The sequence below is a fragment of the Acidovorax bellezanensis genome (genome assembly GCF_025421555.1).
Classification (GTDB): domain Bacteria; phylum Pseudomonadota; class Gammaproteobacteria; order Burkholderiales; family Burkholderiaceae_C; genus Comamonas; species Comamonas bellezanensis.
In genome coordinates this window covers 939,108-954,429 of record NZ_JAODYH010000003.1, presented here as the reverse complement: position 1 = coordinate 954,429, position 15,322 = coordinate 939,108, and the positions used below count along the sequence as shown (strand labels likewise).

Annotated in this window: 13 protein-coding genes; 7 read left to right on the top strand and 6 right to left on the bottom strand. The window is 66.7% G+C overall.

Annotated features, from left to right (window positions below; all coding sequences use genetic code 11):
* Nucleotides 1-26: 26 nt before the first annotated feature.
* The 3 genes from N0K08_RS07985 to N0K08_RS07975 all read right to left on the bottom strand — a co-directional run bounded on the left by N0K08_RS07985 (nucleotide 27) and on the right by N0K08_RS07975 (nucleotide 3,455).
* Nucleotides 27-926, bottom strand: coding sequence for a DMT family transporter (locus tag N0K08_RS07985; RefSeq protein ID WP_261499597.1), 900 nt, complete (start codon nucleotides 924-926; stop codon nucleotides 27-29).
* 64 nt (nucleotides 927-990) lie between these two features.
* Nucleotides 991-2,079 carry a tRNA preQ1(34) S-adenosylmethionine ribosyltransferase-isomerase QueA gene (queA, locus tag N0K08_RS07980; RefSeq protein ID WP_261499596.1) on the bottom strand — a complete coding sequence of 363 codons (1,089 nt, stop codon included), beginning with the start codon at nucleotides 2,077-2,079 and terminating at the stop codon, nucleotides 991-993.
* Nucleotides 2,080-2,180: 101 nt separating this feature from the next.
* The gene (locus N0K08_RS07975) at nucleotides 2,181-3,455 is read right to left on the bottom strand and encodes an HD-GYP domain-containing protein (protein ID WP_261499595.1); all 1,275 of its coding nucleotides are present in this window, start codon (nucleotides 3,453-3,455) and stop codon (nucleotides 2,181-2,183) included.
* Nucleotides 3,456-3,567: 112 nt separating this feature from the next.
* On the opposite strand from N0K08_RS07975, the gene recG reads away from it, so the two are divergent.
* The 6 genes from recG to N0K08_RS07945 all read left to right on the top strand — a co-directional run bounded on the left by recG (nucleotide 3,568) and on the right by N0K08_RS07945 (nucleotide 10,148).
* On the top strand, nucleotides 3,568-5,688 hold the full coding sequence (recG, locus tag N0K08_RS07970; protein ID WP_261499594.1) for an ATP-dependent DNA helicase RecG: 2,121 nt from the start codon (nucleotides 3,568-3,570) through the stop codon (nucleotides 5,686-5,688).
* 221 nt (nucleotides 5,689-5,909) lie between these two features.
* Nucleotides 5,910-6,875, top strand: a complete 966-nt coding sequence (locus N0K08_RS07965) for a LysR substrate-binding domain-containing protein (protein WP_261499593.1) — start codon at nucleotides 5,910-5,912, stop codon at nucleotides 6,873-6,875.
* A 140-nt stretch (nucleotides 6,876-7,015) separates the two neighbouring features.
* Nucleotides 7,016-7,933 (top strand): 4-hydroxybenzoate octaprenyltransferase, encoded by a 918-nt coding sequence (ubiA, locus tag N0K08_RS07960; RefSeq protein WP_261499592.1) that lies wholly within the window; start codon nucleotides 7,016-7,018, stop codon nucleotides 7,931-7,933.
* A gap of 191 nt (nucleotides 7,934-8,124) precedes the next feature.
* Nucleotides 8,125-8,469: a hypothetical protein gene (locus tag N0K08_RS07955; RefSeq protein ID WP_261499591.1), complete on the top strand. Its 345-nt coding sequence runs from the start codon at nucleotides 8,125-8,127 to the stop codon at nucleotides 8,467-8,469.
* A gap of 130 nt (nucleotides 8,470-8,599) precedes the next feature.
* Nucleotides 8,600-9,472 carry a 4,5-DOPA-extradiol-dioxygenase gene (ygiD, locus tag N0K08_RS07950; RefSeq protein ID WP_261499590.1) on the top strand — a complete coding sequence of 291 codons (873 nt, stop codon included), beginning with the start codon at nucleotides 8,600-8,602 and terminating at the stop codon, nucleotides 9,470-9,472.
* 157 nt (nucleotides 9,473-9,629) lie between these two features.
* Entirely contained in the window at nucleotides 9,630-10,148 is a 519-nt protein-coding gene (locus tag N0K08_RS07945) for a hypothetical protein (RefSeq protein WP_261499589.1), read from the top strand.
* Between the two features lie 7 nt (nucleotides 10,149-10,155).
* Here N0K08_RS07945 and proC read toward each other — a convergent pair whose 3' ends face one another.
* From proC to N0K08_RS07930, 3 genes are read right to left on the bottom strand one after another with little or no spacing between them, the layout of a single operon-like run.
* A complete protein-coding gene (proC, locus tag N0K08_RS07940; RefSeq protein ID WP_261499588.1) occupies nucleotides 10,156-10,986 on the bottom strand; it encodes a pyrroline-5-carboxylate reductase in 831 nt (276 codons plus the stop codon).
* Nucleotides 10,987-11,030: 44 nt separating this feature from the next.
* Nucleotides 11,031-12,527, bottom strand: a complete 1,497-nt coding sequence (glpK, locus tag N0K08_RS07935) for a glycerol kinase GlpK (protein WP_261499587.1) — start codon at nucleotides 12,525-12,527, stop codon at nucleotides 11,031-11,033.
* Nucleotides 12,528-12,564: 37 nt separating this feature from the next.
* On the bottom strand, nucleotides 12,565-13,362 hold the full coding sequence (locus N0K08_RS07930) for a DeoR/GlpR family DNA-binding transcription regulator (RefSeq protein WP_261499586.1): 798 nt from the start codon (nucleotides 13,360-13,362) through the stop codon (nucleotides 12,565-12,567).
* A 206-nt stretch (nucleotides 13,363-13,568) separates the two neighbouring features.
* Between N0K08_RS07930 and N0K08_RS07925 the strand changes: the two genes are divergently transcribed.
* Nucleotides 13,569-15,164, top strand: a complete 1,596-nt coding sequence (locus tag N0K08_RS07925; RefSeq protein WP_261499585.1) for a glycerol-3-phosphate dehydrogenase/oxidase — start codon at nucleotides 13,569-13,571, stop codon at nucleotides 15,162-15,164.
* Nucleotides 15,165-15,322 lie beyond the last annotated feature (158 nt).

Here is a 15,322-nt window from a genome sequence, read left to right as displayed (position 1 = left end):
GGAGCGGCGCAGCCGCTCAGGGGGTGCTAACGTGAACTGCGCAAGCTCAACCAGAGGCTGCCCATGCCGCACAGCACCACGCCGGCCATGCCCAGCAGCGACCATTGGTCCGGCACCTGGCCGAAGAACAGCCAGCCCATGGCCATGGCAAAGCCGATCTGGCTGTAGAGAAAAGGCGAGATCGTGGCCGGCGAGGCCCGGCGGTAGGCCTGCAGCAACAGCAAATGGCCGACACCGCTGCACACCCCCATGACCAGCACGGCGACCCACAGCTGCCAGGCGTCCACGCTTTGCCAGAACCAGGGCAGCAGGGGGGTGGACAGCAGCAGCGGCAGCCAGGTGGTGTAGAGCTGGGTGGTGGAGGGCTCGTCCAGCCGCGCCAGGCGGCTGCCCAGCAACTGGTAGCCCGTGCCGCAGACCAGCAGCGCCACGGGCAGCAGGACGCGCCAGCCCAGCGGCTGGTCGCTGCTCTCGGGGCGCACGATGAGCACCACGCAGGCCAGGCCTATGAGCAGCAAGGCCAGGCGCGCCGGGCCTATGCGTTCCTTGAACAGCCAGGAGGAGGCGAGCACGATCAGCAGCGGGCTGGCCGACCAGATGGCGGTGAAGTTGCCCAGAGGCATGCTCTGGATGCAGAAAAAGGCAATGCAGGAAGTCAGCACGCCGAACGCCGCGCGGCTGAGCTGAAAGCGCGGGTGCTCGGTGCGCAGCGCAGCCCAGCCGCGGCGTGGCAACACCAGGGCCGCGGTGACCAGCGCCTGGGCCATGTAACGCAGCCAGACCACCAGCAGCATGGGCAAGGCCTGACCGCTGAACTTGGTGGCGCTGTCGAGCAGCGCAAACAAGGCGCAGGCCCCCAGCGTCAGAGCGATGCCCGCAAGCGCTGAACGCGCCGCCGGGGCAAGCCCCGCAAACCAGGAGGACATGGCGCCCGCCTCTTTCTTGAAAAATCCGCCTGACTGACGGTGTGCTGGTCCGGGGTGGCTGATTTCAGCGCTGGCGCTCGAGCAGCATCGAGTCGCCGTAGCTGAAGAAGCGGTAGTGGTGGGCGATGGCCTGGCGGTACAAATCCATCACCTGATCGTAGCCGGCCAGCGCGCTGACCAGCATCATCAGCGTGCTTTTTGGCAGGTGAAAGTTGGTGACCAGCAAGTCCACCACCTGGAAGGCAAAGCCGGGGGTGATGAAGATGTTGGTATCGCCCTGGGTGCGGCCGCTCTGCGCCCAGGATTCCAGCGTGCGCACGGTGGTCGTGCCCACGGCGATCACCCGGCCACCGCGCTGGCGGCAGCGCTCGAGCGCTGCCAGCGTGGCCAGCGGAATGTCGTACCACTCGCTGTGCATCTGGTGCTCGGCGAGGTCTTCGGTCTTGACCGGCTGGAAAGTGCCCGCGCCCACGTGCAGGGTGACGCTGGCGCGCTCCACGCCGCGCTCGGCCAGGCGGGCCAGTACGGCCTCGTCAAAGTGCAGCGCGGCCGTGGGGGCGGCCACGGCGCCGGGCTTGCTGGCGAACACGGTCTGGTAGCGCTGGCTGTCTTCGGCCGCATCAGGGTCGTCGCCTTCGGACTGCTGGCGCTCGATATAGGGCGGCAGGGGCAGGTGGCCGTGGCGCTCCATCAACTCGTAAGGCGTTTCGCCGGCCGGGCCTTGCAGCTGGAAGCGAAACAGCGGGCCGTTTTCGTCGGGCCAGCGGCCCAGCAGGACAGCGTCGAAACCACCGCGGCGCAGGCCGCCGCACATGTGGATGCGGGCGCCGGGCAGGGGCTTCTTGCTGACGCGCATATGGGCCACGATTTCACCGTCTTCGAGCACCCGCTCGATCAGCAGTTCGAGCTTGCCGCCGCTGGCTTTTTCACCGAACAGCCGGGCCTTGAGCACGCGTGTGTCGTTGAAGACCAGCAGATCGCCGGCATTGAGCAGCTCGGGCAGCTCGCGGAAGATGCGGTGCACGGACGGCGAGCTGCGGCCGTCGAGCAGGCGCGAGGCGCTGCGTTCGGGCGTGGGGTGCTGGGCAATCAGGGATTCGGGAAGCTCAAAATCGAAATCGCTGAGCGTGAAGGCGCGGGGACTGGAAGGCATGCAGTTCTTGAGGGCCGGACAGGCCCGTTCCAAGGGTCAAAAAAGGAGCCGGAATTGTCGCAAATAAATGCCGCCAGCGTGGCCCCTGTTGTCTTTGGCGCTCAGGCGACGGCTGCCGCTGCGGCTGCGGCGCTGGCCGGGCTGGCCGCGGTGCCGCGCCACAGCAGATCGACGTCGTCGAAGGGCCAGTCGGCCGGGTCTTCGTGCGTGACGATGCGGTCGTGGCAACTGAACGCGGACAGGTCGAGAATCTCCGGCGTGATGCGCTGCTGTGGCTTGATGGCGTAAAACACTTTCACGCGCGGCGCGAGCAGCGAGACGCCCGAAGGCTCGATCACCACGGCCAGTTGCTCGGACTGCAGCCGCACCAGCGAACCCACGGGGTAGATGCCCACGGTTTGCACAAAGGCTTCGAACAGCTTGCGGTCCAGGTGGTTGCGGCTCCATTGCGCCATGCGGCGCACGGCTTCGGCCGGAGGCCAGCCGCGCTTGTAGGGGCGGTCGGATGTGACGGCGTCGTAGATGTCGCAAATCGCCGTCATGCGGGCCAGCAAGGGGATGTTGTCGCCTTCCAGCTTGTGGGGGTAGCCCGTGCCGTCGATTTTTTCATGGTGGTAGAGGCAGGCCTCGCGCACGGCGGGGTCGATGTCCATGGCTTGCAGCATCTGCCAGCCCCGCTCGGGATGGGTGCGGATATGGGCAAACTCTTTGGCGTCCAGCGGTCCGGGCTTGTTGAGCACGGCAGGGGAAATGCTGGCCTTGCCCAGGTCGTGCAACAGCCCCGCGAGCGCGGCCTTGCGCACGCTGTGGTCGTCCAGGCCCAGGCGCCGGGCCAGCGCGCCCATCAACGCGGAGACGGCCAGGCAGTGCAGATAAGTGTACTGGTCGGCGTTCTTCAGGCGCACCAGGCTGGGCAGTGCGCTGGGGTTGCGCTCTATGGAGTCGGTGATGTCCTCGACCAGGCGATAAACCGTGTGGATGTCGACGGCCTCGCCATCGCGGGCGTTGGAAAACAGCTGGGTGATCGCTGGATGGGCGCGCTGGCACAGGCTGGCGGCATGGTGCAGTTCGGCCCCCATGCTGCTGCCCGTCGTGCCCAGCGCCGAGCGCGGGCGCTCGGTGGGTTTGGGTGACTGGTCGGCAAAGGCTTCGGCATCGGGGTCGTAGACCACGCAGGGCACGCCCGCGGGGACATCGAGGCCTTTGCGTGCATCGATCCACACTTCCTGGATGAAGCCGCTGTGCAGCTTGGCCAGGTCTTCGGGCGTGTTGATCAGAAAACGGGTGCGCCAAAACGGGTGATCCATCCAGGAGCCGCAAAATTCGTGCAGGTACATGCCCTGCGAGAGGTGCTGGACATTGAGGCGCTTGAGCATGGGAAGCAGGGCGTGAAAGGTAACCTGACGAAATTGACCTGCGCATGGTAGCCTTTTTGCTGCCCTCGCCCCATGGCCCCGTTTTTTTGCCGACCGAGACCCTTTGCTGCCCATGCCTGCCCCGCCTTCCGCCCCGTCCAAAGCCCCTATCAGCGCCGCGCAAAAGGCGCTGCTCAAACTCGGGCTGACGCGGGATATCGACCTGGCGCTGCACCTGCCGTTGCGCTACGAGGATGAAACGCGGATCACGCCGCTGCGCAACGCCCGCGACGGCGCCATGGTGCAGATCGAGGCCACGGTGACGTCCTGCGAAGTGCAGCTGCGCCCGCGCCGCCAACTGGTGGCGCATGTGGACGACGGCACAGGCGAGTGCGAGCTGCGCTTCTTCAGCTTCTACCCCTCGCACCAGAAAGCCCTGGCCGTGGGCGCGCGGCTGCGCATTCGCGGCGAAATCAAGGGCGGGTTCTGGGGGCGGCAGATGATGCACCCGGCGTTTCGTCCGGCCGGCGGCGAGCTGCCCGGCGCGCTGACGCCGGTCTATCCCACGGTCGCCGGGCTGTCGCAGCCCTATCTGCGCCGCGCCATTGCCACGGCCTTGCTGCGCGCCGATCTGAGCGACACCTTGCCGCCCAGGGCCGCGCCGCCGGTGCAGCAGACCTGGAGCGCGCAGGGGCTGCAGCCCCTGTACAGCTTGCAGGCAGCCCTGCGCTTTCTGCACAACCCCACGCCCGACGTGGCCTTGGCCACGCTGGAAGACCACAGCCACCCTGCCTGGCAACGCCTCAAGGCCGAGGAGCTGCTGGCCCAGCAGCTGTCGCAATACCAATCCAAGCGCGAACGCGCACGGCTGCGCGCACCGGCGCTGGCGCTGCCCGCGGGCGCGCCCGGCGAAGTGCCGCTCGATGCCCAGTTCCTGGCCCAGTTGCCGTTCGGCTTGACGCGTGCCCAGCAGCGCGTGTGCGCCGAGATCGCGGCCGACATGGCGCGGCCCGTGCCCATGCACCGGCTGCTGCAGGGCGATGTGGGCTCGGGCAAGACCGTGGTCGCGGCGCTGTCGGCCGTGACCTGCATGGGCGCGGGCTGGCAGTGCGCGCTGATGGCGCCGACCGAAATCCTGGCCGAGCAGCATTTCGGCAAGCTGGTCGGCTGGCTGGAAAAAATCCTCGAACCGATGGGCAAGAAAGTCGCCTGGCTGTCGGGCGCGCAGAAGAAGAAGCAGCGCACGGCCATGCTCGAACTCGTGGCCAGCGGTGAGGCCGCCCTGGTGGTCGGCACGCATGCGGTGATCCAGGAGCAGGTGCAGTTCAAGAATCTGGCCCTGGCCGTGATCGACGAGCAGCACCGCTTTGGCGTGGCGCAGCGCCTGGCCTTGCGGCAAAAACTCGCGCACACCGGACTCGAGCCGCACATGCTGATGATGAGCGCCACGCCCATTCCGCGCACGCTGGCCATGAGCTATTACGCCGATCTCGACGTCTCGACCATCGACGAATTGCCGCCCGGGCGCACGCCCATCGTCACCAAGCTGATCGCCGACAGCCGGCGGGACGAAGTCATAGAGCGCATCGCGGCCCAGGTGGCGTCGGGACGCCAGGTCTACTGGGTCTGTCCGCTGATCGAGGAGAGCGAGGCCCTGGACCTGTCGAACGCGACCGCGACCCACGCCGATCTGAGCGAGGCACTGCCCGGTGTGATGGTCGGCCTGCTGCATTCGCGCATGCCCACGGCCGAGAAAAAAGCGGTGATGGAGCTGTTCACCGCGGGCGTGATGGGTGTGCTGGTCAGCACCACGGTGATCGAAGTCGGCGTGGATGTGCCCAATGCATCGTTGATGGTGATCGAGCATTCCGAGCGCTTCGGCCTGAGCCAGCTGCACCAGCTGCGCGGGCGGGTCGGGCGCGGCGCGGCGGCGTCGGCCTGCGTGCTGCTGTATGCGGTGGGCGACAACGGCAAGCTGGGCGAAACCGCGAAGGAGCGCCTGCGCGCGATGGCCGAAACCAACGACGGCTTCGAGATCGCGCGCCGCGATCTGGAGATCCGCGGCCCGGGCGAGTTCCTGGGCGCGCGCCAGTCCGGCGCGGCCATGCTGCGTTTTGCCGATCTGGCCACCGACACTGACTTGCTGGACTGGGCACGCGAGATCGCGCCGCGCATGCTGGACCAGTTCCCCGACCTGGCGCAGCGCCATGTGGCCCGCTGGCTGGGCGGCAAGGCGGAATACCTCAAAGCTTAGGATTCACGGGTCCGGGGGCGTTTGCGGGCACGAGAGATCGCGCCGCGCCATGTGGTCCGCCGGTGGAGGCCGCAGAGCGGAGTATCTTAAAGCCTAGTATTCTGCAGATGTATCAAATTGAATCCAACCCTGCTCAGTTCCAGGGAAGGGTAGGGTGATAGTCATATTGTTCCAAAGTGCCGCGACAATAGATGTCCCGCCTGGCCCATAATCAAAAATACATGACCCTCACTGAACTCAAGTACATCGTTGCCGTGGCTCGCGAGAAGCATTTCGGGCACGCTGCTGAAGCCTGTTATGTGTCGCAACCTACGCTGTCGGTGGCTATCAAAAAGCTCGAAGAAGAGCTGGATGTCAAGCTGTTCGAGCGCAGCGCGGGCGAGGTGTCTGTGACGCCTCTGGGCGAGGAAATCGTGCGCCAGGCGCAAAGCGTGCTGGAGCAGGCCGCGGCCATCAAGGAAATCGCCAAGCGCGGCAAGGACCCGCTGGCCGGCGCCTTGACCCTGGGCGTGATCTACACCATCGGCCCCTATCTGCTGCCTGAGTTGGTGCGCAACGCCATCCAGCGCACGCCGCAGATGCCGCTGATGCTGCAGGAGAACTTCACCGTCAAGCTGCTGGAAATGCTGCGCACCGGCGAAATCGACTGCGCCATCGTGGCCGAACCTTTTCCCGACACGGGCCTGGCGACGGCGCTGCTGTACGACGAGCCGTTCATGGCCGCCGTGCCCAGCAACCATCCGCTGGCCAAGCAGGAGTCGGTGTCCACCATCGAGCTCAAGAACGAAACCATGCTGCTGTTGGGTTCGGGCCACTGTTTTCGCGACCATGTGCTCGAAGTCTGTCCCGAATTCGCGCGCTATGCGAGCAATGCCGAAGGCATTCGCCGCACCTTTGAAGGTTCGTCGCTGGAGACCATCAAGCACATGGTGGCGGCCGGCATGGGCGTGACCCTGGTGCCGCGCCTGTCGGTGCCGCGTGATGCGCTGGAAACCCATGTGCGCCGCCGCAAGAACGACGAGCCGCACATCCGCTACCTGCCGATCCGCGAAGCCGACGGCGTGCCTACCCCCAGCCGCCGCGTGGTGCTGGTCTGGCGCCGCAGCTTCACGCGCTACGAGGCGATTGCCGCCTTGCGCAACGCGGTCTACGCTTGCACCCTGCCCGGAGTCCAGCGACTGTCCTGATGCGCATCTCCAGTTCTCGGCCTACGGCATGGCCAGACTGGGTTGCGCTACATTGAAGCGGGCCGTGCAGGCCTGTCCCGGGCCAACTGCTCTGGCCTTGACCCCGCACCCGCGCTGCGTGGGCGCGGCGCATACACCCTATGCCATCTACTACCGCTGCCGTGAACTCCGCTGTCCCGTCCTTGCCTCCCTCGCCGCCGCCGCGTTCGCGGCTGTCGCTATACCTCGATCTCATCCGCTGGAACCGCCCCGCGGGCTGGCTGGTGCTGGTCTGGCCGACGCTGGCCGCGCTGTGGGTCGCCGCTGACGGCTTTCCGGGCTGGCATCTGCTGCTGGTGTTCCTGCTGGGCACGCCGCTGATGCGCAGCGCAGGCTGCTGCATCAACGACATCGCCGACCGCGACTTCGACAAGCATGTCAAGCGCACCACGCAGCGCCCCATCACCTCGGGCCAGGTCTCGGTCAAGGAGGCCGTGGTCGTCGGCGTGGTGCTGGCGCTGGTGTCCCTGGGCCTGGTGCTGAGCACGCGCTGGGAGGCCGTGGCCTGGTCGGTGCCGGCCGTGCTGTTCACCATCCTGTACCCGTTCACCAAGCGCTTTTTCTCCATGCCCCAGGCCTTCCTGGGCATTGCCTTCAATTTCGGCATCGTCATCGCATTCGCGGCCATCCAGGGCATGGTCCCGGCCACGGGCTGGGTGCTGTGGCTGGCGAACATGTTTCTGGTGCTGGCCTACGACACCGAGTACGCCATGGTCGACCGCGACGATGACCTGAAGATCGGCATGAAGACCTCGGCCATCACGCTGGGCCGCTGGGATGTCACGGCCATCATGGCGTTTTTTGCGCTCAGCTGGCTGCTGACCCTGTGGGCCTTGCTGCCCTATGCGCTGGGCTGGCCGTTCGCTTTGGGCATGGCTTGCGCGGCGGCGCAAATCGTCTGGCATTTCACGCTGATCCGCGAGCGCTCGCGCGACGGCTGTTTCGTGGCGTTCAGCAAAAGCCACTGGATCGGTGCGAGCTTGTTTGCCGGAGTGGCACTGGGGTTTGCGCTGAAGTGAAATTCACCCCCTGAGCCGCTTCGCGTCTTCCCCCTCTCAACCTTCGGTGGAGGGGGACGGCACCCTCGCTGCGCGACGGCGCTTGCTCGCTGCCCCTGGGCTGGGTCGCGGCAGTTTCATGGGTCGTGGGTGGCGCAAGCTCCATGGCTCACTGAGCGTAGAGCCCTGCCTTTGTCGAAAGGAGTTCCCCCATGAACCGGAACGTGATTGCCATCCACTTCGAGGACGAAAGCCGGGCCTTGGATGCCTTGTCGGAACTCAAGGCCGCTTCGGCGGCCGGCCTGGTGCAATTGCTCCAGGCCGCCTTGGTGCGGCGCGATCCGCAGGGCCAGTTGCAGGTGAAAGAGGGCGTTGTCGTGGCGCTGGATCCGTGCATGGTCCAGCTCGCGCAGTCCATGCCGGCCGGGGCGACGGCGCTGGTCGCCATCGTGCGCGAGTTCGTGGTCGAGGTGGTCGATGGCTTGGCCCGCGAATGTGGCGGCCAGATACAGCGCCGCCCGCTGTCGGAGCTCCAGGCCGAAATGGGCCCGGGCTGAATCGGGTCGCGAGGGCTTGCTGCACCGGGCTGGGGCGCTACAGTGCGGGCATAGGAAGCGCACAATGCAACGCAGACACCTCATGGCCGCCGCCGTTGGCACAGCGGCCTGCACAGCCGCAGGAGTGGGTATGACACAGTGGAATGATTTTTCGCAGGCGGCATCGCAGGCCGGTATCCAGAGTCTGCGGCCTTCGGCGCGCCTGCCGGTGCTGTTTCTCGGACATGGCAGCCCCATGAACGCCATCGAGGACAAGCCTTATCGCCAAAGCTGGCAGGCCCTGGGCACCGAGCTGCTGCAAAAGCACGAACGCCCGCAGCTCATCGTCTGCATTTCGGCGCACTGGCTCACGCAGGGCGGCTGGTTTCTCACCGGCATGTCCGATCCGCGCACCATCCATGACTTCGGCGGCTTTCCCCAGGAGCTTTTTGACCAGCAATACCCGGCGCCGGGTGCGCCCGTGGTGGCGCGCGCCCTGGCCGAGCAGCTCCAGACGCCGGGCTCGCAGGCACCGCTGGGCGTGGATACACACGAATGGGGTCTGGACCATGGCACCTGGTCGGTGCTCAAGCCCATGTTCCCTGCGGCGGACATTCCCGTGGTGCAGCTGAGCATGGACTACAGCCGCCCGCCGGCCGAACATTTCGCGTTGGGCCAGCAGTTGCGCGCGCTGCGCGAGCAGGGCGTGCTGCTGGTCGGTAGCGGCAACATCGTGCACAACCTGCGCGCCATGCAGCGCACGGCCGCGCCCAACCAGGCCTATGACTGGGCCATAGACTTCGACCAGCAGATGAAAGCCATGATCGACGCCCGGGACCTGGCTGCCTTGGCCGACTTCCAGTCGCTGGGCGCGGTGGCCCAGATGGCCCACCCTACGCATGAGCATTTCCTGCCCCTGCTGTACGCAGCCGGCGCCGTGCATGCCGACGAAGCGCCGCGCTACTTCAATGACGACTACCAGGGCGCGGCGATTGCGATGCGCTCTGTGGTTTGGGGTGGATGAAAAGTAGCACCCCCTGAGCCGCTTCGCGGCTTCCCCCTGGAGGGGGACGACAGCCTCGCGGCGCGGCGGCGCTTGCTCGCTGTCCCCTTGCTGGGCTGCGCCATTGTCGTGCGGTGTGGGTCACGCGCAGAGCGGTGGATCATGGAAAGGGAATGCTTTGAATCTTCGGCAACTGAACCAACTGATGTACGGCGCGCTGCAGGGCGATCTGGGGCAGGCCGGCACGGTGCCCGTGCCCGATGCGCGCGCCATTCGCCGTTTTCGTGCCTATCTGCACGACACTTCGCCCGTGACGCCCGCTCAGCAGGTGCTGGTGCTGGCAGGCCTGCTGGGGCTGGTGGCGGCCGCGGGCGTGTGGTGGCTGGACTGGGCCTGGGGCTGGCAGCTGCTGGGCTGTTTGCTGGCTCTGGGCGTGAGCGGCGCGGCTCTGCTGGCGCTGGGTTTTGTGGTCTGGGTGACGCCGCGCCATGTGCGGGCGCATTCCTGCGCCTATATGACGGACCGCGTGGCCGAGGATGATCCGCGCCGCCAGGCCGTGATGGCGGCCCTGGTGCGGCCGGCTGCGCAGCAGGCCCGTGACTACGCCCAGCGGCTGGCGCAGCAACGGGACTTCTGGATCGAGCTGGATCTGGCCGTGCTGTCGGCCTTGCTGGGCTTGCCCCGGCGCAAGCCCTGACCCGGTTTCAGCGGCCGAATTCCTCGGCCAGTTCCTTGGCGCGCTGCTCGGCGGCGCGCAGGGCGGCGATGAACTGTTCGGGAACACCTGCCTGCTGCATGTGGCTGATGGCCGCATGGGTGGTGCCGCCCTTGCTGGTCACGCGCTGGCGCAGCACTTCGGCCGGTTCGCTGGAGCGCGCGGCCAGCTCCGAAGCGCCCTGGAAGGTGGCGACGGCCAGTTGGTAGGCCTGGGCGGCGCCCAGGCCCATGTCCACGCCGGCCTGGGTCATGGCTTCGAGAAACAGGAACACATAGGCCGGGCCCGAGCCCGACAAGGCCGTGACCGCATCCAGCTGCGCTTCCTCGTCCACCCACAGGTGCTGGCCGGTGGTGGCGACCACCTGCTCGACCAGGGCCTTGCCCGCCGCATCCACGGCCGGGCAGGCGAACAGGCCGGTGATGCCCTGGCCGATCAGCGCCGGCGTATTGGGCATGGCGCGCACGATGCGCTCGTTGCCCAGCCACTGGGCGATGCTGGCCGTGGGAATGCCCGCGGCCACGCTCAGGTGCAGGGCCTGGGCCGTATGGGCTTTGACCGCAACGGTCGCGTCCTTGAAGGTCTGCGGCTTCACGGCCCAGACCACCAGCCGCGCGCGCGCCAGGGCGTCGCTGGCTTCGGCCTGGGCCGTGATGCCAAAGCTGGCCTGCAGGGCCGCACGCGCGGCTTCGAAAGGCTCGACCACTTCGATCTGGCTGGGCGCAACGCCCTGGCGCAGCAGTCCGCCAATGATGGCGCTGGCCATGTTGCCGGCGCCGATGAAGGCAATCGTTTCAGACAGGGGAGGGGTAGTGCTCATGGTCTTGCAATGTGGATAACGGGGGGAGGGCAGGCTGCCGGGTCTTATGCGGGAAGGGATGCCTGAGCGACCGCGTGTTCCCAGCGGGCCATCAGTTCCTGGGTGCGCGAGCGCGGCAAGGTGGGCATGAAGCGGCGCTCGGCGGCCCACAGATCGGTCAGCTCGTCGGTGCTCTGGTAGACGCCGGTCGACAGGCCGGCCAGATAGGCCGCGCCCAGGGCCGTGGTTTCCACCACGGCGGGCCGGACCACGGGAATGCCCAGCAGGTCGGCCTGGAACTGCATCAGCAGGTTGTTGACGCAGGCGCCGCCATCGACCCGCAGCTCGCTGACCGGCGCGCCACCGCTGGCGACCGCGTCGCGGCTCATGGCCAGCAGCAGGGCGGCGCTCTGGTAGGCAATCGATTCGAGCGCGGCGCGTGCGATATGGGCCATGGTGCTGCCGCGCGTGAGGCCGGTGATGGTGCCGCGGGCATCGGGCTTCCAGTAGGGCGCGCCCAGGCCGGTGAAGGCGGGTACCAGCATCACGCCGCCCGAGTCGGGCACGCTTTCGGCCAGCGACTGGACCTGGCCGCTGTGCTCTATGGCCTGCAGTCCGTCGCGCAGCCACTGCACGACGGCGCCGCCGATGAACACGCTGCCTTCGAGCGCAAACGCCGGCGTGGCGTTGGTTTGCGCGGCGCTGGTGGTCAGCAGGCCGTTGTGCGAAGTCTGGAAGTTGCTGCCGGTGTGCATCAGCATGAAGCAGCCCGTGCCGTAGGTGTTCTTGGCCATGCCGGCCTTGAAGCAGGCCTGACCGAACAGCGCGCTTTGCTGGTCGCCCGCCACGCCGCCTATGGTCATGGGAGCGCCCAGCACGTCGGCCGCGGTCTGGCCGAAGTCGCTGGACGATGGCTGGACTTCGGGCATCAGCGATTTGGGAATGCGCAGCAAGGCCAGCAGTTCGTCGTCCCACTGGTTGCTGTGCACATTGAACAGCATGGTGCGCGCGGCATTGCTGACGTCGGTGACATGGCGCCGGCCTTGGGTCAGCTGCCAGATCAGCCAGCTGTCCACCGTGCCGAAGGCCAGCTCGCCGCGTTCGGCTGCGGCGCGCGCGCCGGGCACCTGGTCGAGCAGCCACTGCAGCTTGGTGGCCGAGAAATAGGCATCGATGCGCAGGCCGGTCTTTTGCTGGATGGTCTCGGCATGGCCGTCTTCGCGCAGCTGGGCGCAGGCCGGCTCGGCGCGCCGGTCCTGCCAGACGATGGCATGGTGGATGGGTTGGCCGGTCTGGCGGTTCCAGACCACCGTGGTTTCACGCTGGTTGGTGATGCCCACGGCGCGCACCTGGTTGGCGGCGATGCCAGCCTGGGCCAGCGCGGCGCGTGCCGTGCTCAGCTGGGTGCGCCAGATTTCCATGGGATCGTGCTCGACCCAGCCCGGGCGGGGATAGATTTGCGGCAGCTCCAGCTGTGCCTGGGCCACGATGTGGCCGCGGGCGTCAAACAGAATGCTGCGGGAGCTGGAAGTGCCTTGGTCGAGTGCGAGCAGGTAGGTCATGTCGGTGCGCGGAAATAATCAGGAAAGGGCGGTGCGCTCAGGCGGCCACGGTGCATTGCACGCCGGCGTCGGCCAGCAAGGGGGCAAAGGCCGGCGGCGGCGGCGCGTCGGTGAACAGGCGGTGAATCTGGCCCAGCGAAGCCAGCTGCACCATGGCCTGGCGCTCGAACTTGCTGTGGTCCGCGGCCAGCCAGACTTCGCGCGACTGGGCAATGATGGTCTGGGCGACCTTGACTTCACGCAGGTCGAAGTCGCGCAGCGTGCCGTCGGCCTCGATGGCCGAAATGCCAATCAGCGCGATGTCGACCTTGAACTGGCGGATGAAGTCCACGGCCGCCTCGCCGACGATGCCGCGGTCGCGCGAACGCACCACGCCGCCAGCCACGATCACTTCGCAGTCGGTGTTGCTGCTGAGGATGGCGGCGACATTCAGGTTGTTGGTGATCACGCGCAGGCCCCGGTGCTGGAGCAGCGCCTGGGCGATGGCTTCGGTGGTGGTGCCGATGTTCAGGATCAGCGAGCAGCCATTGGGCACGGCCTGGGCCACGGCGCGGGCGATGCGCGCCTTGCCGTCCGCGTGCAGGCCCTGGCGCTGGGGGTGGGCCAGGTTCTCGACCGTGGCGCTGGGGACGCGCACTCCACCATGAAAACGCACCAGCAGGCCGGTGTCGGCGAGCTTTTGCACATCGCGGCGCACGGTTTGCAAGGTGACGCCCAGCTGGACGGCGAGTTGTTCCACCGTGGCAGACTGCTGCTGGCGTACGGCTTCGAGCAACTGGAGTTGGCGGGGATTGGAATGGTTCACGCTTTTGGCTTCCAAGTAGCGGGTTGGCATGTAGGGAAAAAGCTAATTCGAATCAAAACGCGCCCATGAGAACATGTTTTTAACAAAAACGAAACAAAAAGAGCGAAAATTGCGCGAACTGATTGTGACGCACATTGTTCCTGTTGCCGACTTTCCCCTGACCGCGTGCGGGCAGGGCGATGGAGCGACAGGCCTGCGCCGTTGAATTTCCACCCTATCACGCTGCAAGCCCTCTTATGACTACTTCTTCGCTTCCTCTGGACACGGACCGTGCCGCCCTGCTGGCGCGGCTGGCCGAGCCCGCAGTCTACGACCTGGTGATCATCGGCGGCGGTGCCACGGGCCTGGGCGTGGCCGTGGATGCGGTGGCGCGGGGCTTCAAGGTGCTGTTGCTCGAGTCGCACGATTTTGCCAAAGGCACATCGTCGCGCGCAACCAAGCTGGTCCACGGCGGCGTGCGCTACCTGGCCCAGGGCAATATCGCGCTGGTGCGCGAAGCCTTGCACGAACGCACCACCTTGCTGCACAACGCGCCCCACCTGGCGCAGCGCCTGGCCTTTGTGATGCCGTCCTACCGGTTGATCGACACGCCTTTCTATGGCGTGGGCCTGAAGATGTACGACGCCCTGGCCGGCAAGGCAGGCCTGGGTGCGACCGAGTTTCTCAGCCGTGACAAGACGGTGTCGCTGCTGCCCACGGCGCGCACGCAAGGCCTCAAGGGCGGCGTGAAATACTGGGACGGCCAGTTCGACGACGCCCGCCTGGCGCTGGCGCTGGCTCGCACGGCCGCCGCCAAGGGCGCCTTGCTGGTCAACTACTGCCCGGCCAAGGAATTGCTGCACGAAAACGGCAAGGTCGCCGGTGTGGTCTGCGAAGACAGCGAAACCGGCACGCGCTATACGGTGCACGCCAAGTGCGTGGTCAATGCCACCGGCCCCTGGGTGGACCTGTTCCGCCAGCTCGACGGCAAGGCCCTGGGCCGGGACATCAAGCCCATGGTCGCGCCCAGCCAGGGCGTGCACGTGGTCGTGGACCGCAGCTTCCTGCCCACCGACCATGCCTTGCTGATTCCCAAGACCGCCGACGGCCGCGTGCTGTTTGCCGTGCCATGGCTGGGCAAGGTGATTCTGGGCACCACCGACACGCCGCGCAACGATCTGGCGCGCGAGCCCATGCCTTTCCCCGAGGAAGTCGACTTCATCCTGTCGGAAGCCGGCAAGTACCTGAGCCGCCAGCCCACGCGCGACGACGTGCGCAGCATCTGGGTCGGCCTGCGTCCGCTGGTCAAGCCCCAGGACGACGATGGCGAGAACACCAAGAAGATCAGCCGCGAGCACACCGTGATGAGCAGCCGCTCGGGCCTGGTCACCGTGACCGGCGGCAAGTGGACCACTTACCGTGCCATGGCCGAAGACGTGCTCACCGAGTGCTTTGCCACGGGCCAGTTGCCCGAACGCGCGGGCGGCGTCACCGTGAACCTGCCGCTGGTGGGCGCTCCGGCGACCAGCGACGTGCGCCACGGCATGAACGAGTCCCAAGGCCTGCACTCCTATGGCACGGAAGCCGCGGATGTGGCTGCACTGGAAGGCGCGGATGTCTGGCTGGTGCCGGGCCTGAGCGAAGCCATGGTGCGTTTTGCGGTGCGCCATGAATATGCGCGCACGGTGGAAGACGTGCTGGCACGCCGCAGCCGCCTGCTGTTCCTGGACGCCCGACTGGCGGCATCGATTGCGCCGCGCGTGGCGGCCATCATCGAGCAGGAGCTGGGCCGCGATGCCGGCCTGGCGGCGTTCCAGGCCCTGGCCTTGCAGTATTTGCCACGTCCACAGTGATGTCAAATAAGTGAGCAGCAAGAGTCACATGACTCTTGCTCTTTTCATTGGATTTGATTGAAATTGAGATAGATAAAAGGTTTCAAGCTACTGTTTTTGTAGCTTGCAGGCGGCTTCCGAAGAGCGAAGCCGGCCTTGGCCTGGAGGTCGTGCGCAGC